Origin of the sequence: Siphonobacter sp., from assembly GCF_048595215.1 — a bacterium.
In the GTDB taxonomy this organism is placed as follows: domain Bacteria; phylum Bacteroidota; class Bacteroidia; order Cytophagales; family Spirosomataceae; genus Siphonobacter.
Genome location: NZ_JBMDWJ010000302.1, coordinates 1 through 19,943, shown reverse-complemented (window position 1 = coordinate 19,943; position 19,943 = coordinate 1). Strand labels below are relative to the sequence as shown.

Annotated in this window: 16 protein-coding genes and 1 tRNA gene; 7 read left to right on the top strand and 10 right to left on the bottom strand. The window is 45.7% G+C overall.

Features of this window, described 5'->3' with window-relative positions; all coding sequences use genetic code 11:
- On the top strand, positions 1 to 631 hold a 631-nt coding region (locus ACOJTG_RS18670), incomplete at its 5' end, for a glutamate ligase domain-containing protein (protein ID WP_420155206.1).
- Between the two features lie 60 nt (positions 632 to 691).
- On the opposite strand, the gene gap is transcribed toward ACOJTG_RS18670, so the two are convergent.
- Positions 692 to 1,687 carry a type I glyceraldehyde-3-phosphate dehydrogenase gene (gene gap / locus ACOJTG_RS18665; protein ID WP_420155205.1) on the bottom strand — a complete coding sequence of 332 codons (996 nt, stop codon included), beginning with the start codon at positions 1,685 to 1,687 and terminating at the stop codon, positions 692 to 694.
- Between the two features lie 823 nt (positions 1,688 to 2,510).
- On the opposite strand from gap, the gene ACOJTG_RS18660 reads away from it, so the two are divergent.
- The 3 genes from ACOJTG_RS18660 to ACOJTG_RS18650 all read left to right on the top strand — a co-directional run bounded on the left by ACOJTG_RS18660 (position 2,511) and on the right by ACOJTG_RS18650 (position 5,506).
- Complete coding sequence (locus tag ACOJTG_RS18660) at positions 2,511 to 3,329, top strand: 2,3,4,5-tetrahydropyridine-2,6-dicarboxylate N-succinyltransferase (RefSeq protein WP_420155204.1); 819 nt, start codon at positions 2,511 to 2,513, stop codon at positions 3,327 to 3,329.
- Positions 3,330 to 3,605: 276 nt separating this feature from the next.
- On the top strand, positions 3,606 to 4,019 hold the full coding sequence (locus ACOJTG_RS18655; RefSeq protein ID WP_420155203.1) for a helix-turn-helix domain-containing protein: 414 nt from the start codon (positions 3,606 to 3,608) through the stop codon (positions 4,017 to 4,019).
- A 1,013-nt stretch (positions 4,020 to 5,032) separates the two neighbouring features.
- Positions 5,033 to 5,506, top strand: a complete 474-nt coding sequence (locus ACOJTG_RS18650; RefSeq protein ID WP_094810372.1) for a nucleoside triphosphate pyrophosphohydrolase family protein — start codon at positions 5,033 to 5,035, stop codon at positions 5,504 to 5,506.
- Positions 5,507 to 6,024: 518 nt separating this feature from the next.
- Here ACOJTG_RS18650 and ACOJTG_RS18645 read toward each other — a convergent pair.
- The 3 genes from ACOJTG_RS18645 to ACOJTG_RS18635 form a co-directional block, all read right to left on the bottom strand.
- Positions 6,025 to 7,497 carry a tetratricopeptide repeat protein gene (locus ACOJTG_RS18645; RefSeq protein ID WP_420155202.1) on the bottom strand — a complete coding sequence of 491 codons (1,473 nt, stop codon included), beginning with the start codon at positions 7,495 to 7,497 and terminating at the stop codon, positions 6,025 to 6,027.
- A 165-nt stretch (positions 7,498 to 7,662) separates the two neighbouring features.
- On the bottom strand, positions 7,663 to 10,305 hold the full coding sequence (gyrA, locus tag ACOJTG_RS18640; protein WP_420155201.1) for a DNA gyrase subunit A: 2,643 nt from the start codon (positions 10,303 to 10,305) through the stop codon (positions 7,663 to 7,665).
- 212 nt (positions 10,306 to 10,517) lie between these two features.
- The gene (locus ACOJTG_RS18635; protein ID WP_133163334.1) at positions 10,518 to 10,802 is read right to left on the bottom strand and encodes a hypothetical protein; all 285 of its coding nucleotides are present in this window, start codon (positions 10,800 to 10,802) and stop codon (positions 10,518 to 10,520) included.
- Positions 10,803 to 10,968: 166 nt separating this feature from the next.
- On the opposite strand from ACOJTG_RS18635, the gene ACOJTG_RS18630 reads away from it, so the two are divergent.
- Positions 10,969 to 11,877 (top strand): cation diffusion facilitator family transporter, encoded by a 909-nt coding sequence (locus ACOJTG_RS18630; protein ID WP_420155200.1) that lies wholly within the window; start codon positions 10,969 to 10,971, stop codon positions 11,875 to 11,877.
- 50 nt (positions 11,878 to 11,927) lie between these two features.
- Here ACOJTG_RS18630 and ACOJTG_RS18625 read toward each other — a convergent pair.
- Together ACOJTG_RS18625 and ACOJTG_RS18620 are read right to left on the bottom strand one after the other, a co-directional pair.
- A tRNA-Thr gene (locus ACOJTG_RS18625) sits at positions 11,928 to 12,000 on the bottom strand.
- A 176-nt stretch (positions 12,001 to 12,176) separates the two neighbouring features.
- Positions 12,177 to 14,309, bottom strand: a complete 2,133-nt coding sequence (locus tag ACOJTG_RS18620; RefSeq protein WP_420155199.1) for a DUF349 domain-containing protein — start codon at positions 14,307 to 14,309, stop codon at positions 12,177 to 12,179.
- Between the two features lie 179 nt (positions 14,310 to 14,488).
- On the opposite strand from ACOJTG_RS18620, the gene pdxH reads away from it, so the two are divergent.
- The gene (gene pdxH, locus ACOJTG_RS18615) at positions 14,489 to 15,142 is read left to right on the top strand and encodes a pyridoxamine 5'-phosphate oxidase (RefSeq protein ID WP_420155198.1); all 654 of its coding nucleotides are present in this window, start codon (positions 14,489 to 14,491) and stop codon (positions 15,140 to 15,142) included.
- A gap of 7 nt (positions 15,143 to 15,149) precedes the next feature.
- Here the strand turns inward: pdxH and ACOJTG_RS18610 are convergent, their stop codons facing one another.
- Positions 15,150 to 16,265 (bottom strand): glycosyltransferase family 4 protein, encoded by a 1,116-nt coding sequence (locus ACOJTG_RS18610; protein ID WP_420155197.1) that lies wholly within the window; start codon positions 16,263 to 16,265, stop codon positions 15,150 to 15,152.
- Positions 16,266 to 16,462: 197 nt separating this feature from the next.
- On the opposite strand from ACOJTG_RS18610, the gene ygiD reads away from it, so the two are divergent.
- Complete coding sequence (gene ygiD / locus ACOJTG_RS18605) at positions 16,463 to 17,290, top strand: 4,5-DOPA dioxygenase extradiol (protein WP_420155196.1); 828 nt, start codon at positions 16,463 to 16,465, stop codon at positions 17,288 to 17,290.
- Positions 17,291 to 17,470: 180 nt separating this feature from the next.
- Here ygiD and bshB1 read toward each other — a convergent pair whose 3' ends face one another.
- From bshB1 to ACOJTG_RS18590, 3 genes are all read right to left on the bottom strand, one after another.
- A complete protein-coding gene (bshB1, locus tag ACOJTG_RS18600) occupies positions 17,471 to 18,190 on the bottom strand; it encodes a bacillithiol biosynthesis deacetylase BshB1 (RefSeq protein ID WP_420155195.1) in 720 nt (239 codons plus the stop codon).
- Positions 18,190 to 19,116 (bottom strand): peptidoglycan DD-metalloendopeptidase family protein, encoded by a 927-nt coding sequence (locus ACOJTG_RS18595; RefSeq protein ID WP_420155194.1) that lies wholly within the window; start codon positions 19,114 to 19,116, stop codon positions 18,190 to 18,192. The genes bshB1 and ACOJTG_RS18595 overlap by 1 nt, the downstream gene beginning before the upstream one ends.
- Before the next feature lie 282 nt (positions 19,117 to 19,398).
- Positions 19,399 to 19,943: peptidoglycan DD-metalloendopeptidase family protein (locus tag ACOJTG_RS18590; RefSeq protein ID WP_420155193.1), on the bottom strand; the 545-nt coding region annotated here is incomplete at its 5' end.

Below are 19,943 nucleotides of genomic sequence, written 5' to 3'. Positions count from 1 at the left end.
GGTGTTCGCCTCAGACCGTTACACTGTACAAGCGGAAGCAATAAAGGCAGGAAAAAAAGTGCTTACCATCGAATCAATGGAAGCGGCTCAGACTATAGAACTGGATCTCTTGGGAAGCTACCAGTCTAAAAATGTCTTAGGTGTATTGGAAACGACGCGTGTGCTGACTCAGTTAGGCTATGACCTTACTCAGGAACATACGCAGAAAGCTTTAGCACAGGTAGTACCCTTGACGGGTTTGAAAGGACGTTGGCAACAGCTCTCTATACAGCCCTTAACTTATGCAGATACGGGCCATAATGAACCCGGTATTCGGGAAGTGATCAAAACGATTGCTTCCATCCATTATGAGCATTTGTGGTTTGTACTGGGCTTTGTAGCGGATAAAGATTTGTCGAAGATACTTCCTTTATATCCAACCCAAGCCCGATACGTATTCTGTCAGGCCTCAACGCCCCGGGCTTTGCCAGCGGAAGCATTACAGAAACTAGCGGCTAAGTACGGTTTAATTGGAGAAACCATACCCGATGTGAACGAAGCACTGGCTTACGTTCGCACGCAGGCAGCGGTTAGCGATTTAATTGTGGTGGGTGGAAGTACGTTTGTAGTGGCAGATCTTAATGAATTGTAATAAAAAAGCCTACGTCGCAAGACGTAGGCTTTTTTATTTAAAACCGGATGCTAGTAGGAATTAAGCTCCAATCTTAGCTACTAAGTCAGCGATACGGCTAGAGTAACCAGCTTCGTTATCGTACCAACCTACGATTTTCACGAGTGTACCTTGGCTAGAAGTTAATTCTGAGTCGAAGATGCAAGAGTGAGAATCGCCTACGATGTCAGCAGATACAATGGGATCCGTTGCGTAGAACAGGTATCCTTTCATTGGACCATCAGCCGCTGCTTTGATAGCAGCATTGATTTCTTCAGCTGTAGCTTCTTTTTTCAGCACCAGTGTCAGATCCGTTACCGAGCCCGTAGGGGTAGGTACGCGGAGAGCTGAACCATCCAGTTTACCTTTCAAGTTAGGCAGTACCAGACCGATTGCTTTAGCAGCACCCGTAGAAGTCGGAATGATTGAAAGAGCAGCAGCACGAGCACGACGTAAATCGCTGTGAGGAGCATCTTGCAGGTTCTGATCAGCCGTATACGCGTGTACGGTTGTCATATAGCCTTTTTCGATACCAAATGCATCGTCGATAACTTTGGCCATAGGAGCCAAGCAGTTGGTCGTGCAGGAAGCGTTTGAGATGATTTTGTCATCTGGGCTCAGCGTATCGTCGTTAACTCCCAATACGATGGTTTTAACGTTCCCTTTAGCAGGAGCAGAGATAACTACTTTTTTAGCTCCAGCAGTCAAGTGTTGACCGGCACCCGCTTCATCAACAAAACGACCCGTTGATTCAATGACTACGTCAATATTAAGGTCTCCCCAAGGAAGTAGTTTAGGATCGCGTTCAGCGTAAGCGTGAATTTTAGTACCGTTAACAGTTAGGCTCTCTGAATCTGATTCAACGGTTCCGGGGAATTTACCGTGTACTGAATCGTATTTAAGGAGGTGAGCTAGGGTTGCATTATCTGTTAAATCATTGATAGCAACAATCTCAACGTTTTCTTTTTCTAGCAAACGACGGAAGGAGAGTCTTCCAATGCGTCCGAAACCGTTGATTGCGACACGTACTTTGGCCATGTTGAAAATAGATTATGGTTTTCGTTGCAATATTAAAGAAATTAATTGATTTGCTCGAATTTCAATATTTAGTAATATGAAAGAGATATATTTAGTATACGAGCAGTAAAATGTTAGCAAAATCCGTTTTTAGTATTAATATTGTTAGTAATTCTGTTTTTTAGTAATTTAGCTAAATGTTATGCTAAATAAAGTAGCTCTATCTAAACTATTATTAGTGACGTAGAGAAGGAGATTGTTGTACATGATTTAAACAATACGTATAATCGAATTGAACGAAAGAAGATTATAATCATTAGAGGTAATAACCAAGTCTTTTTCAAAGAACTGTGATAGAAAAGGTATCTATTGAGGGAATAATGGACATAGAACGTCTACTACTTATTAAAGTTAAAGATTCTATTCACTGCTACATAGAGCTTCTGAGCTTATCAGATAAATTGCTTGGAACACAAGTTCATTTAAAACACTCTCTACTACTTATCAAGCCTGGTATTATATTTTTATCAATTACAGTAGGAGGGACTGAATCCTGAATTTATTGATCGATATTACGTACAGCTTGAAGAATTATCTTACGTTGTGCTTATAATCCAAATCCTTTATTAGGAAGAAGAATAATATTCTAAATTGTACTATACAATATCCATAAGAAAATCTAATACACTATTCAAACACCTAACAATCTGTTGATTAAGCACACTAGTCTTTATAAAATATTCAATCCTTATTTCTTGATTTTTTGTACTTTACAAAGTGACAAAATGACGTTACTTCCTTTCGTCCTTTCATCTTACCTTTACAGTAAATATATATTTACACCATGAATGAATTGCAAACCACGATCGAACAAATCTGGGACGATCGTCAATTGTTAAGTACCGCTTCTGCTAAAGACGCCATTCAACAAGTCGTAGAACAAGTGGACAAGGGTACACTTCGAGTTGCCCAACCACTTGCTAACGGTGAGTGGCAAGTGAACGAATGGGTAAAAAAGGCAATCGTCTTGTATTTCCCCCTTCAATCTATGGAAGTACAGGAAGTTGGTATCTTCCAGTATCACGACAAGATGAAATTGAAAACTGGTTACGATCAACTAGGCGTAAGAGTTGTACCGCCGGCCGTTGCTCGTTATGGTTCTTATATTTCTAAGGGTGTTATCTTAATGCCTTCGTATATTAATATTGGAGCCTATGTAGACAGCGGTACAATGGTCGACACCTGGGCTACGGTTGGCAGTTGTGCTCAGATTGGAAAGGACGTTCACTTAAGTGGAGGCGTTGGTATCGGTGGTGTACTCGAGCCGCCCCAAGCAGCCCCTGTAATTATTGAAGACGGAGCATTCATTGGTTCACGTTGTATCGTAGTAGAAGGGGCTCATATCGGTAAAAAAGCCGTATTGGGTGCTGGTGTGGTGATTACAGGTAGCTCTAAAATCATTGATGTTACCGGAGATTCACCCGTTGAATACATTGGAAGAGTTCCTGAAAACTCCGTGGTGATTCCGGGTAGCTATACCAAACAATTCCCAGCGGGGGAATACCAAGTTCCGTGTGCACTCATTATTGGCAAACGTAAAGAAAGTACGGACCTGAAAACATCCCTTAATCAGGCTCTGCGTGAAAACAACGTGGCAGTATAAGTATCGTCTTATACCTAATAAATGAATAGAGGAGGGTAGATGCCCTCCTTTTTTATTAACTTATCCCCGTGTTACATTTATGAATTAACTTATTTACAATAATAAATTACAGTGATAATCAATTAGTTACTCTCACTTATTCTAGTACAAAAGTAAATTTACATTAGTTTCGATGTATTCACATTTATAAATTTACAACTGTTTACCCCATAATTTGGTTAATTCACAAAAGTGAAATACATTTGACCCAGTAATAAGTCACAATTGTTATTCTATATGACTGACAAAGAGAAGATCCTTCATCTACTGGAATCCAAAAATTTAACCGCTGCTCAATTCGCCGATACGATCGGAATTCCCCGGTCCAGTATTTCTCATATTCTTTCTGAGCGTAACCGGCTCAGTATGGATATTGCCCGAAAAGTTGTCAAGCAATATCCTGAAATTACCTATGAATGGCTTTGCGATGATTCTCCAGAACAACGAAACGTAGCAAAGACACCACCCGCTTCCTTTATTACTGAATTTCCGGCAGCAGCAAAGCTTCCAGATTCCGCTAAACGAAATACATTCGTGGGCAAGCCTGATCTAGCTCATTCTCGTGTGGAAGAACACCAGACCTTAGATTCCAAACATGTCGTCAAAATGATTGTGTTTTACTCGGATCAAACCTGGCAGGAAATTATGTAATGCTGCTCGTCCTTTCTATCAACTGTAAGTTTGTAGTTATTTAAAAATGAATGTTCATTCAATATGGACTATTAGTTAGGTGCTACGCGACAGCATTGGTATAATGGAATATAGGAAAATTTGGTTCTCTTATTCAGGGTTCGAATCCTTGGCGATCAACTACAACAGCTCCTCAGAAAATAATAGGGGAAGCTTTCTCTTATGTATACGATTCTAAAGGTTTGAAAAAAACAGGATTGATACCAAGGACATGAATTACTCTACATGTGTAGGTTCAACCCAAACGGATCGCACTTTATTCAAACAACCAGAAGTATGATTCCCCGCATTGGGATTACAACACTAGTACTAACCTATACTATCATCCCGTTCTGTTAGAATCGATGGCCCGAATAGTTCGAGTCATGAGATGGACCCAATCAGTTGATTCACCACCTGACATCCCAAACAACGGTCATTAACTACCAGCGTTACTGCGATAGGTGTGATGGTATTAAGCCATTCAAAGCCGCCGTACCACCAATCTTCAGTGTGATCACGACTCTTGGAATTGGATGAAGAAGTACGCGAAGCTATTATCAGTAATAGAGAGGACATTGGTAACCACATCTGCCGTTTCAAGCAACAAGCTATTAACATATAGGTAGACGGGGTTTCGGATACATTGAGCTTTAGATCAACAGATAATCCTTAGAATAGTCCTTATGTCAACTATAGATAGAATACAGGGATAATTGAGCTATATCTACTTAAATGCCTATTTATCAATACATTACTTATAATAAAAAAATAACTGTTCCACGTGAATCGTAAGTCGTTAATTTAGAATAGGTTAGCTGTCGTATTTCCGTGGAACGGGGTAGGTTGAAGTAGCTAAGAACGGTTTATGCTGGTAAAAGGGCGGGAGGGAAGCGTATATTTGAAGCATCAAGCCGAACATTTGGCTGATGAACGAAGGCTTTTCTTCATCCTAAAAAAACGCTTATTAAACATAAAGTAGGTTATTATACAACATGGATCAACTTAATTCTCTTCAACAAGTAGCTGAATTTCATCGTACTTTTCATGCTCCAGTACTAGATGATCCACAGATCCCCTCTGAACAAAGATCAAAACTTCGGTACGCTTTGTTAGCAGAAGAACTAAAAGAATTCTGGGAAGCCGTAGAAGCGAACGATCTCGTGGGTGTAGCTGATGCCTTGTGTGATTTACAATACGTGCTTTCGGGAGCAGTACTAGAGTTCGGTCTGGGAGAGAAGTTTGTAGAGCTTTTTAACGAGGTACACCGCTCCAACATGAGCAAGGCCTGCTCTACTGAAGCCGAGGCTCAAGCTACTGTTGCGTTCTACCTAGCAAAAGATGGTACAGAAGCCGCCTATCATGAAGATAATGGCAAATGGCTCGTCTATCGTAAATCGGATCATAAGACGCTCAAATCCGTTAATTACTCGCCGGCTGACCTGGAATCCATTTTACAGGAAGGATAAGTCTCTTCATCTGTAGACTGGTGACAACAGATATTACCAGTCTACAGACTATTCTTTTTGATACCAGCGATGACTGATTCAGATTCGCTGGAATGTTAGCTGCGATCCTTGAGAAATGCCAGCACGGCTATATCATGCTAATCTGTAAAATGATTAAGTTAAATGGCCGATGAATTTCGTATAATACGTAGGATTCGTGCGACAATTTTTTAGCTCAATACATTCATTAAAACTTTCAGCTGGTCTTCCTGATCGATTTCTTTTTCAACCTTTTTCTTATCGCTAGGTTAGGATTTTTAACGATACTAGCCTTTATTCTTTATACGAATACATATCCATGAACTAGCTTATTATCAATTAGTTACATTTGTTGTATAATTTATATTATGTTAAATAATGTAAATTACATACACCCTACAGCTAGATAACAATCCCTCATTTAGCTAACTGAGTAATAAAAAAAGCTCTGCGAAATTCTCGCAGAGCTTTTTTTATTACCAACGTATGAATTGAAATGATTACTGCAGAGCAGCAATTTTCGCGTCGTAGTTGGTGCCTTTATCCAATTGCTTCAGGATATTGTACGTTTGCAGCAAGTTAGTCTTTAACGCTTCTTCCTGCTTAACGGCCCAGGCTTTTTCGAAATACGGTAACGCTTGCTTGAACTTCGCTACGGTTTCTTCTTCTACAGCTTTACCTTCTTTATTGTAAGAAGCCATATCCATGGCATCTACTTTGCTCTTCACCTGTACACCTTCGTTAAAGTAATATACGCCCATGTTATAGTTGGCGTCGAAGTTGTTGGGCTCAATTTGCAAAGCTTTCTCGTAACCTGCTTTCGCCTGACCTTTTTGCTCATCCAATTTCTTGGTAAGCTCAGCTACTTTAGCTTGTGCTTCGGCTACTTTGCCCGCATTGGCCTGATCAGAGGTTGCTTTCGCTTGGGTAGCTGAAGCTAAACTCTTCTGAGCATCGGCTAATTTCGTTTTTACCTCACCCAGCTGACGTTTCAATTCTTTGTCGGTCGGCTTCTTCTTCAAGGCTGCTGACAAACGGGTTACTTCGTCCTGGTACAGTTTGACATCACCTTCGGCCGTTTTAACAGCTTTCTCTGAATCGCCACCTTTCCGAGCTTCTGAAGCATACTTCTTAAGCTCTTCTTGCGTCGTCTGAGCGGCGTTGTCATACAAAATAGCCAGGTTTACAACGTTCTGTACGTTGTTGGGGTCCTTGTCCGCCAAAGACTTCAAGTCATTGATCGCTTCATCCGTACGTCCAGAGCTCAGATAGATATTGATTTTCTCATTTTTCAAATCCTTGCTCTCCGGATTGGCAGCGATGCCCTGGTTAAGTACCTTGATGGCCTCATTGTCATTTTTCTCCGTACGGTGAATGTTTGACAACGTGTAGAAAATTACCGGATCTTTACCGCCTAATTCGAGGTATTTTCCGAAACCTTCTTTCGCCGTTACATTGTCACCCGTTTGTTGAGCTACAATACCCGTGAACATAGCCGCCGTACTATCCTTCGGATCGACTTCCATGGCCGTTTTTAACAGCTTCAGAGCATCAGGGAAGTTTTTGTTCTGGTACTTAGCGTTTCCCTGTCCGATCAAACCGTAATACAACCGAACTTTCTCTTTCGCATCGGGAGCCATGACGATTGCTTTCTGAGCATCTTTTGCCGTACTTCCCTGTTTGCCTTCTTTCGTATCCAGTTCGATCGCTTTTTTGTAAGCTTCGTAAGCAGCCAGAGAAGACATGGAATCAAGACCTGCCAAATTTTTATCCGTAGACAGTGCTTCGTATACCTGACCTTTTACCAACCAGGTTTTAGGCTTGGCACCTGACTTAGGGTCCTGAACCGCTTTATCTATCTCCTCCTTTGCTTTGTCGAGCTTACCGCTTTCCATTGCCGATAATGCACTGTTCTGGCCGTAAGCGGTTGCTGATAACAGGCCTAAAAAGGCCGGAAGAATGAGTTTATTCATTGTACTACTAATTTTGGTTTAGTTGCTTTTCTGTGCGAAGTAAAGGATTTTCTAGCTTTCAAGAAAACGTACACAGCAATAGATTTGGTGCACACTTCCCGAAACGAGTAAAAGTATACCCCGAATAAAAAAACCTTGGAGACTAATCCCCAAGGTTCAAAAAAATCATGCCTCCGTTATTTCTTCAGGCGGCGTTGTAGGCTGTTCCCCCTCCGGCTCTACCCCTTCGATGAGCTCTTCATTTTCGATTTTAGTAATCGACGAAATCTCATCTCCGTTGCGTAGGTTAATCAGGCGGACGCCCTGCGTATTGCGACCCATGACCCGGAGATCGGCCACCGCAAAGCGAATAGCCAGCCCCGAACGGTTTATGATCATCAAATCATCCCGGTCACTTACTTGCTTGATGGCGACCAGCTTACCGGTCTTGTCGGTTACTTTCAGGGTAGTTACGCCCTTCGCTCCCCGGTTGGTCAGACGGTACTCTTCGATATCCGATCGTTTGCCGTACCCTTGTTCGGAAACCACCAGCAGTTGGGCCGTAGTCGGATCGACTACACACACCATGCCAATTACTTTTTCATCGTCGGCCAGTTCAACGCCTTTCACGCCGGTAGCCGTACGTCCCATCGGACGAACTTTTTCCTCATTGAAGCGTACCGCACGTCCGGCATCAACGGCGATAATAATTTCGTTATTCCCGTTGGTCAGAGCTACATCGAGCAGACGGTCACCCTCGTTGATGTTCACGGCGATGATTCCGTTCTGGCGGGGACGTGAATAAGCTTCCAGCGAAGTTTTCTTCACCGTACCCTGTTCCGTACACATCACAATGAAGTTATTGTTGATGTAATCCGGATCAGTGAGCGTTTTCACGTTGATGACCGCCCGAATTTTATCACCTGCTTCAATGTTGAGTAAGTTCTGAATAGGACGTCCTTTGGCTACTTTGTTTCCTTCGGGAACGTTGAATACCCGTAACCAGAAGCATTTACCCGTGTCGGTAAAGAACAGCAGGTAATTGTGCATGGTCGCCGTAAAGAGGTGCTCGGTGAAATCGTCGTCCTTGGTTTTGACACCCCGGGCTCCAACGCCCCCACGACTTTGCGTCCGGTATTCCACCAGTGGTGTACGCTTGATATAACCTTGCGAAGAAATGGTAATGAGCATTTCTTCATCGGCAATCATGTCTTCAATGGACAGTTCGTCGTCCGCGTGCGAGATCTGCGTGCGACGTTCATCGCCGTAACGAGCCCGTAGCTCGGTCAGATCGTCTTTGATGACCTGATACTGACGTTCGGGGCGAGCCAGAATATCTTCCATATCAGCAATGAAACGCATCAGCTCGTTGTATTCTTCCTGAATCTTATCGCGTTCCAGACCCGTCAGACGTTGCAAACGCATATCCAAAATAGCCCTGGCTTGTGCTTCACTCAGAACGAGGTTGTTTGCTTCCTCATTTTTAAAGGTATCAACGATTTGCAGACTACGATCCGGATTATTCAGGAACGCCTCGCGTTGAGCGGTGGTCATGAAGGATCCGTTCATCAATCCAGCTTTCGCTACTTCCGGATCGCGTGAATTCCGAATCAGGGCAATAACGGCATCAAGGTGATCCAGAGCGACCAGCAGACCTTCCAGAATGTGAGCCCGCTTACGAGCTTCCTTCAGATCATAACGCGTCCGGCGAACGATCACATCCAGACGGTGCTCGACGTAATGCCGAATCATGTCTTTCAGGTTGAGCGTCATCGGACGACCCTTCACCAGAGCCACGTTGTTGACACTGAACGCCGTTTGCAGGGGTGTATGCTTGTACAGGTTATTGAGTACCACATTGGGCACGGCATCCCGTTTCAGCTCAATCACCAGACGAATTCCTTCGCGGTTGGAGCTTTCGTCGCGAATGGCCGAAATTCCTTCCAGCTTTTTATCTTCAACCAGTTCGGCAATTTTTTCCTGAAGAACGGCTTTATTGACCTGGTACGGCATATCCGTCACCACAATCTGATCCTTGCCCGTCTTGGTTTGCTCGAACGTAGCATTGGCCCGAATGACAATACGTCCCCGGCCCGTTTCAAACGCATTCTTTATTCCACTTAAACCATAGATGGTACCACCCGTTGGAAAATCAGGGCCTTTGATGTGGTGCATCAGTTCGGCAATCGTAATCTCCGGATTATCCACGTAGGCGGCAATCCCATCCACTACTTCCGTGAGGTTGTGCGGAGCCATGTTAGTGGCCATACCGACCGCAATCCCGGCTGAACCATTCAGTAACAGGTTCGGGATTTTAGCGGGCATTACCGTGGGTTCCTGCAACGAATCATCGAAGTTGTTCTGAAAGTCAACCGTTTCTTTACCCAAATCGGCTAACATTTCTTCGGCGATCCGTTTCAGACGGGCTTCCGTATAACGCATCGCCGCCGGTGAATCGCCGTCAATCGAACCAAAGTTACCCTGACCGTCGACCAACGGATATCGCAGGGACCAGTCCTGGGCCATACGTACCATGGTATCGTAAACCGAGGAATCCCCGTGTGGGTGATATTTTCCTAAAACTTCTCCAACAATACGGGCTGATTTCTTATGTGCTCGATTGTAATTAACGCCCAACTCGTCCATCCCAAAAAGCACCCGGCGGTGTACGGGCTTCAAGCCATCCCGTACGTCGGGCAAGGCACGTGACACGATAACCGACATCGAATAATCGATGTAGGCACCCCGCATTTCGTCCTCGATGTTAATGGGAATAATGTTACCTGAGTTACTGTTTTCGGGCAGATGGTCTTCTGTAGTTTCAGCCATTTTAAATCAATTGCAGAATTTCCCGATCAAATGAGGGATTCTATGTAAGAAGTACCAAAAATACTGATTTTTTGCCGTTTTTTCAAAGATTTACCCAACAAATCAGGCTCGCTAAGACGTTATTATTTGTATTTTTAAAAGAATACACCAACGGCAAGACAAAGGGCCTGATTTGGCCTTTTTTTCCACGCTCACGGGCCTTCTGTTTTCGCCTATACTTTTTCCCAGGGAAGTAGTTTTTTAAACTTCTTCTTGGTTTTAGGATCTTTGTTCTCCCTGTACAGTGATTTTTCTTCAGCTTCGCCCCTCGCGTTTTTCATCTTCCACCCAAAGCTGTGCGTAGGAGAAGCGAAGATGGAACTCCCCCGGTAAATCCTTCCTTCGTGGCGGTGCTCCATTTTCACGTGACAACTTTTCATCGGACACTTGGGTGCCCAGCACGAACTGAGTAGCCCCGCAAGTCCGGTAAGCAGCACCCCGTTAATAATTGATTTCATACAGTACAAGTTATAAGCTTAGCAACGAGCAAAGAAAAGGCCAGCGTACATCAAACGGGACTTTCTTCACAAACCCTCTTTTTGATTCCCTGTTGCACGATTCCTACCGATACTTTTACGGCAAAGTAATAAAAAGATTATACGTAAGCCCTTAAACACCTACCAAATGGGTCACTCCCACGATCATAGCCACAGTCATGCCCCCGCCGAAATCAATCGGGCGTTTAAAGTGGGGATTGGACTGAATGCGGCCTTCGTACTCGTCGAAGTAGCGGCAGGTTTGTATACCGATTCCTTAGCCCTACTTACGGATGCAGGTCATAATTTAATGGACGTAGCGGGTTTATTACTGTCGATGTTAGCTTTTCGGCTGGCCAAAGCTCAGCCAACGTCCCGTTTTACTTACGGATTTCAAAAAAGTACTGTGCTGGTATCGCTGGGCAATGCCGTACTATTACTCGTGGCCATGGGCGGTATTGGCTACGAAGCCATTCAACGTTTTTACAGTCCCCAAACCGTACCCGGTGATACCATCGCTCTGGTAGCTGGGGTTGGCATTCTGATCAATACACTAACGGCTCTGTTGTTTTTCCGGCAGAAAGAACACGATCTGAATGTGAAGGGAGCTTATTTACACCTGATGGCTGACGCCCTGGTTTCAGCCGCTGTAGTCGTTGCGGGGGTACTGATGCCCCGACTGGGCTGGTACTGGCTGGATCCGGTACTTGGTCTGGTCGTAGCCGTGGTGGTCGTAGCGAGTACTTGGTCTCTCTTGCGGGATAGCTTGGTGCTATCGCTGGATGGGGTACCTGCTAATGTAAACCCCGAAACCATTCGAAGTCAAATGCTGAAAAATCCTGCGGTACTCGATGTCCATCACCTGCACATCTGGGCCATGAGTACAACCGAAAATGCGTTGACGGCCCACGTGGTGGTAGCTACCGAACTGAGCGGTACTGAACTGTACCAGGTCAAACAGGAGCTGCGGCATTCGCTAGAGCACCTGTCCATCCAACATGCTACGCTCGAAACGGAAAGCCCGAACGACCCCTGCCTGGATACCCACCATCACTGATACCACAGACAACAAAAAAAGGTTACGTTTCGCAACGTAACCTTTAAAAGAGCCCCCTATCGGGATCGAACCAATGACCTACTGATTACAAGTCAGTTGCTCTACCAGCTGAGCTAAGGAGGCCTCTTTATTTTGTTTGTCGGTGTTGTTTTCCTTCAAACGTGCCGCAAAACTAAAGTAATTTTTAGCCCTTGTCAACCTTGCAGCTATATTTTTTTTGACCTGCTTTGTAAATAGCTGATTCCCAAAGATCTTTTTACAAAAAAGCCTCACGTATCGGTGAGGCTTTTTTTGATTTACTAATCTTCGGCTTCCCGTACGACCCGTAGCTGATGCTGGAGTTGTTCGAGGTCCTTACGCGAACGATCAATCCGTTTTTCAAAATCCAGCTTGATCTTATCGGCATTTTTCGAGTTGGCAAAAAAGGCCAGGTTATTTTCCATCTGGGCGATTTCGTCTTCCAGCGTACGGATTTTACGGCGAATATCGTTTTCCCGTCCGCGTAGATCACCCGAGCCGCCCCGACCGCGATCCTGCTTGATGAGTTCTACTTCGCTTTCCAGCACGAGTTGTTCTTTTTCGTGAGCACTCAGTTTACCCATCGCCGCTACGTAACTGTTCACGGCTTTGATATATCGTTGCTGAATGTTCTGCATCTCTTTGCGAGGTACAAAGCCAATCGCAGACCAGCGAGCTTTAAACGCATTGAGCTTTTCCAGATCGGTTTCGCCGGATTTGGCCTGCGTTTCGATCTCCTCGCAAAGTGCTTTTTTCTGCTCCAGGTTCGATTCGTATTCTTTTTCGATACCGGCGTTCTTGTTACGCTTCCGCTCGAAGAAGGCATCACAGGCTTTTTTGAAACGGTCGAAAATTTTGTCCCTCATTTTTTCGGGTACGTGACCGATAGACTTCCACCGACGCTGTAACTCAATGATGGTATTGGTCGCTTCCGCTGAATCATCTCCGCTTTCGAGCAGGCCTTCTGCTTGTTCGCACAAAGCCGTTTTCTGCCGCAGGTTTTCGTCGCGTTTAGCTTCGAGCTGCCGGAAGAATTCACCCTTATTACGGAAGAACGTTTTGATATCAGCCCAGAATTTCTGGCTCATCTCCCGTCCTTTGTCCCGTGGCATCGGCCCTTTAACCGCATTCCACTGATCCTGAACGGCTAGCAATGCTTTCGTTTTATCATTCCATTCGTTAATCGAATTGGAATGGAAACTGGTAAAGGTTTCGGCCAGAGAAGCAATTTCCTGCTTGAGCTTATAGATTTCTTCAGCCTGTACTTTGTTCGTTTCGTTTTGCTCGCGTTTCTTACCGTATAAAACATCCAGAGCCGCCTTGAAACGACGCCAGAGTTCTTCGTTTACTTCCTTAGGTGCGGGACCGATGTGCTTGAACTCCTCGAACTGTTCGTTAGCTTCGTCGAGCATCTTACCGGAAACTTCCTCACCACCCTGTACGGAAGCGACGGTTTTTTCTACACGTTCAATCAGCTCGATTTTGGATTGCATATTTCGCTTGCGATCCAGTTCCTTCAGCTCAAAATAGATATTACGGTTGTTAAAATACCGGTCTACCAGAGCGTGGTAGGTTTGCCAAAGTGTATTATTATGAGCTGAGGCAATGTTGCCGGCACCTTTCCAGTCCGTTTGGATCTGTTTGAAGGTTTCCCAGCTTTTCTCCCCTGCTCCGCTTTTTTCTTCATTTTCAACCAGATCCCGCAGCTTGTTGAGCAACTCGGTTTTCTTGGCAAAATTATCTTCACGGGCTTTCTCGGCCTGCTGATACTGACGCGAACGTTCGCTACGAATCTGACCATAGAGCTGATCAAACTTTTGCGTTAAGTCATCCGCTTTATAAGCAAAGCCTTCCTCCTCACCTCCTTCTTCGATGAATCGTTGAAGTGCTTCCTGACGTTCGGTCACCTTGAAATGATCGAATACCGGACGGATTTCCCGCAACATGGCGTCGGTCACCTTGAGGTCGGCCGTGCCAGCTTTCACGGCCGTCAGGGTCGTTTCCACCAGATTTACCAGGTCCTGCTTCGACCAATGCGTGTAGTCGGTTTGGGTTTCAAGCATTTCTTCCGATTCTTCCGTAGTGTCATCTGGGCGTTCGTCGGGCGTTTCTACGACTTCTGATTCGTTCGTATCGTACGTAGGCGTAGAAGGTTCCGCAACCTCGGGAGCCGCCTCGGCTACTACTTCCGGCGTAGAATCCAAATCGGGAGTCACGCTTTCAGAGGCAGGTACGTCAGAAGCTGAAGCCTCAACGCCAAAATCAGGAACGTCCTGCGTTTCTTCCGTCGATGCTTCAGTAGTGGGTTGTTCGCTCGTACCCGCGGGTTGCGTCGTTTCCTCTGCAGATTGGCCTTCCGGTGCATTCGCTTCCGTAGATTGCTCTTCAGGGGTCAGTTGGTTGTCGTCAATCATTATTGAAATCCTTTACCCATTGATTGGAATGGCAAAAATAGAATAATTTCTCCAGTGCCTGCGTCGCTTCGTCGATTCCGAAGGTTTTGAAACATTTTTTTTGATAAAAATCAGGGAAATCCCACTCAATTCTATGGATTAAGCATTTGTTTTGCCCGTCTTACCAACGATTTAAACCAATGGCTTCATCCCTGCTGGACTTATCTGCTCTTCGAGAAAACTATACCAGGGGTATTCTGGACCAGAATACGGTACACGCTAATCCCCTCGAACAGTTCCGTCAGTGGTTTACCGAAGCCGCTTCTTCACAGCTTCCCGAACCTAACGCCATGCACCTGGCCACGGTTACAGCGGATGGTCAGCCCTCGGGCCGTATCGTGTTGCTGAAAACCGTAGACGAACGAGGCTTTGTCTGGTATACCAATTACGAAAGCAAAAAAGGTCAGGAACTGGCTTCTTCTGCCCGGGCGGCCCTCACGTTTTTCTGGGTTGAACTCGAACGGCAGGTACGCGTGGAAGGGATTGTTGAGAAAGTCTCCCCTGAAGAATCAGACGCCTATTTTGCGGTTCGTCCCCGAGGCAGTCAGATTGGAGCCTGGGCTTCGCCGCAAAGTAATATCATTGATAGTCGGGCAATCCTGGAAGCTCGCGAACAAAAAATGATGGATCGCTTTGCCAACCAGCCCATTCCTCGTCCCCCGCATTGGGGCGGTTACCGACTTTTACCCCGCCGGCTGGAATTCTGGCAGGGCCGGGCTTCCCGCCTCCACGACCGCATTCAGTACGAATGGACGGAAGACGAACGCTGGGCAATCGAACGCTTAGCTCCTTAAGTTCAACTTACTTAAATGATTCATAAATCTGGATCATTTGACGAGCCGTGCGTTCCCAGGTAAAAGGATGCACGGCTTTTTTTCCATCCTCAACTAGCTGATGGCGAAGCTTTTCGTCGGATAACAGTGCGGTTAATGCCTGAGCAATGGAGTCAGGAGCCTGTGGCTGAATGTATCGAGCCGCCGATCCCACTACTTCCCGTAACGAAGGCAAATCAGAACATACCAAGGGGACGCCTGCCGCCAGAGCTTCCAAAGCGGGGGCACTAAAACTTTCTCGTAACGACGGATAGACCATCACGGAAGCTAATTGATACAGGGCCGGTACATCCTCATGAGCTACGTTTTCGAGTGCTAGTATTCGTGAACGCAATCGAACGTGTGAGCCTAAAGCGGCATTGAGTAAGGATTCTGGGGTATCCAATAGTGCAAGCGATACCTCCGAAAATGCTTCCGCTAGTTGTGAAAAGGCTTCTATTAAACCCGTCAGATTTTTCTTAGGATCCGTACTCCCTAACCCTAATACGTACGATTGGGGTAAGCGGTAACGCGTTTGGACGTACTGCTGTCGTTCGGGTACTACCGTCTGAAAGGCTTCGTTTACACCGTTGTAGACTACCTGTACACAGTCGGAATTCACTTTAGGAAATTTCTGCAAAATCCGCTGTTTCTCGTCTTCCGACACCGTTATGACGCGTTCGGCCTGGTCGACTACCCGGGGCACAATCCAACGCCGATAGCGATTACTCAACTGCTGAAAGCGGGTTTCCGTCTTTCGGCGATCTTCCATGAAATTAATATGGTGCAGATTGAGTATAAGGGGCACTTCCCTACGGACGGGAGCAGTATTGGCAGTACTGTGCAAGACGTGAATCTGAAACCGACGCATGTAACGCGGTAATTGTACTTGCTCCCAATGCAGATAGTTATACCCGGGGATTTCTACCACGTGGAAATTGGGAGCCTCGGCCAAACAATCCCGGTCGGCATCGGGCCGGGCAAAAATAAAGTACTCATTACGCCGGTCGATCTTTTGTAACGCGTGAATTAAATCCAGGGCTACAAAGTCAGAACCGTGCTTTTGGGGGTCAAATAAGCGTTGGGCCTCGATACCAATTTTCATAGTCCCACTACCGGAGCATAGGTTAAAGTTGTGAAGGAGCGTCAAAGCTAATCATAAGCTTGTGGGAATTTTTTACTATTTTTATATGTTTATACATATATTGTAAAAACATATAACTCATACTATCAGTGAGTATAAAGTAATTCCCTCAACGTCAGTCGATTACTTTACATTTGATTAATATATTCCTAACCGATATGGATTTACACGCTCTTAAAAATCTAACGGATTCTTATTCATCCACTCAATCCATGCCCGTATTGTTTATGGGGCATGGATCACCGATGAATGGTATAGAAGACAATCTTTTCAGCCAAAGTTGGCGGGAACTGGGCCAGCAATTACCCCGCCCTACGGCCGTACTGGTTATTTCAGCTCACTGGCTTACTAGGGGTACACACGTGACGGCTATGGAGACTCCACCGACTATTCATGATTTCAGAGGCTTCCCCCAGGAACTTTTTGACGTGCAGTATCCTGCTCCGGGCAGCTTACCCATAGCCCTGGAAACCCAGCGTCTCATCACGAGCACCCACGTAGGATTAGATCACGACTGGGGCCTGGATCATGGTTCCTGGAGCGTCGTTCGTCACATGTATCCCGACGCCAACATTCCGGTACTGCAACTCAGCATCGATTACAATCAACCCGCTAGCTATCACTACGCTCTAGCTAAAGAATTAGCTGCCTTACGCAAAAAAGGAGTTTTAATTCTGGGTAGCGGCAATATGGTCCATAACCTGCGAATGGTTGCCTGGGAACACCTCAATAAACCCGAGTACGGCTACGATTGGTCCATTGCCATAAATGAAGCGTTTAAAAAACACATTGTTTCCGGTGATCATGACGTGCTGATTCAGTACGAAAAGCTGGGACCGGTTGCTCAACTGGCCATCCCAACGCCGGACCATTACTATCCCCTGCTCTATACCCTCGGACTGCAAACATCAGCCGATGAGGTCCATTTTTTCAATGACAAAGTCGTTGGTGGCTCCCTGACCATGACCTCGGTCCTGCTCACCTAGTTCTTCCAAAAGCATTTTATTCAACTTTAGAATGCTTTTTAACGTTTCAATAGCGTTATAATATTAAATAAAGTGTAAATCGTTAGATTCATTTCTGATTTATAAAATCAAAACGCCGATGGCTTACAGTACGATCTCTGGAAACCACCGGCGTCTATGATCCCTTTTTATCGCCTACACTTAAATCAGCGAGGACAGATTTTTCACACCGATCTGGCGGTAATTAGTATACCCTTCCCCAAATTCTACCCCAATCTGATGCCCCAGCTCCCGCCAGCGGGCCACCAGAAAATCCATAAATTCTTTGCTGGAGATATACGAAGACGGTTCGTCGCTGTCTGGATTAAAGAATTGACTGCGATAGGCCTTAATACTCTCTACTTTCTGTTGCCAGTAATCCGAAATATCGACGACGACATCTGGCTTAATATACCGATCCTGGATATAGTGAAAAACCTGTTTCGCTCGCCACGGAGCCTGGGGCGTACCATCCGGTTCGAACGTTTCGATGCGACGCAGACCGCTCAGAAAATGAGCAGTTTCGGCCACAGCCGCCGCTTTTCCATGGTCGGGATGCCGATCATCGATGGCATTCGCAATCAGAATTTCGGGTTGATACCGACGAATAACTTCCACAACTTTCAACTGATGAGCTTCGTCATTGACGAAAAAGCCATCACGAAATCCTAAGTTCTCACGAGCCGAAAGGCCCAACATTCGAGCTGCATCGGCTGCTTCCTGTAATCGAATTTCAGGCGTTCCCCGCGTACCAAGTTCTCCTTGGGTGAAATCGACAATGCCTACCTTTTTGCCATTAGCCACTTCCATGGCCATCAAACCGCCGCAGGACATTTCTGCATCGTCGGGGTGAGCGGCCAATACCAATAGATCTAATTTCATTAGCGTATACGCAATTTTTGCCCGATTTGCAGTCGGGTCGTTCGTAATCCATTTAATTCTTTGATGCGACCAATGGTGATGCCTGAACGTCGGGAGATTTCGTCCAGTGTATCACCCTTTCGCACGGTATACCAATCCGTTTCCCGGTATTCTACTTCTTCCTCTTCGCTATCGCCTTCCGCCTGCACTTCATCAAATTTACGACCCGTGACGTAAGCAAATACCCGGGGCGTCAGAATATACTGATTGAAGCGAATCATGTTTTCTGGAAAGGCAAAGATTTCCAGCGGATTAAACGGATGACCTTCGTAACGAAGCTCAAAGTGCAAATGTGAACCCGTACTTCGCCCGGTATTTCCTCCTAATCCAACAATCTCTCCAGCCTTTACGAGTTGTTTGGGCTGAACCAGCTGCTTGGATAAATGGCCATACACGGTTTCTAAACCGTTATAATGCCGTACCACTACGTAGCGGCCAAATCCCCTACTATCGTAACTTACTACCCGTACCTGGCCATCGAAGGCCGTTTTTACAGGGTCTCCGGTTTGCAGGTTCAGATCAATGCCCTTATGCCAGCGAATTCGTCTCCAACCGAAGGCTGATGTGGGTCGACCCGTTTCCATGGGGGCTGACCAATACTGCTGACGAGTCGAGTCATACAGCTGAAGGGAAATAGCGGCGTCAAAGTTCCGAATATCGTACCCGTACGGATTGACGTGGTGTTCATCCCACACCCGATACCGCTCACTGACCTTCGCCCAGCTTTCTGAATCATGCGGTCGAATTTCCTGAATCGTCTCCACCACTAACTGATCATTCTGTAACTGAGCGGCCACCATGGTATCCACTACACTCCTAACCAAGGGGTTTAGTACTTTATGCGGCTCAAAGGGTTGTTGCGAATGAAGCAGGGGAACGGGTTCCATCCGGGCGGGAAGGCTGGAAACGGAAGAATTAACTTTAGCTTTAATAGCCGGAGTTTTTTTGAAAACTCCCTTTTCCTGGGCGGAACCCACCAATGCAGAAATCCAACACAGGGAAAAAAGAACGCTTTTGATTATATTTTGAAAAAACATCTGAACCTCTCAACAGGCGACCCCGGAGCCGCGAATGCTACCATAATTCATAAATTCAACTATCCGGAAGGGGGGAAATACTAAAAAACCGCAGGCACGCATGCCTGCGGTTGCTGGCGAAAACCAATGGGCTTATTTAACCCGCAATTTTTTACCAATGCTCAGGTTACTATTCCGTAATCCATTCAGTCGCTTCAACTGGGATACGGAAACGCCTGAACGATGAGCAATGTCGTATAGCGTATCGCCTTTACGTACGCGGTACCAGCGAATCTGACGGTGCTGTTTGGATTTCTCACCCGTGTTGTACTCGTACTGAACCCGATTTCCGCCGCCCCGCAGATAATCCCAAGCTTTAGACGTTAGCAGGTAACGGTCGGACTTAATTACGTTTTCCGGAAATTTATAAACCTCCAACGGGTTAAAAGGATTCCCTTCATACCGCAATTCATAGTGAAGGTGTGCTCCAGTACTCCGGCCCGTGCTCCCCCCTAGTCCAATCTTTTCACCCGCTTTTACAAATTGTCCCGACTGTACTAACTGGGAAGACAAGTGACCATATAACGTTTCTAAACCGTTATAATGCCGGATAACGATATAACGCCCGTAGCCACTGCCATCAAAACTAACGACCCGTACCTGTCCATCAAAAGCAGCAAATACATCATCACCCGTAT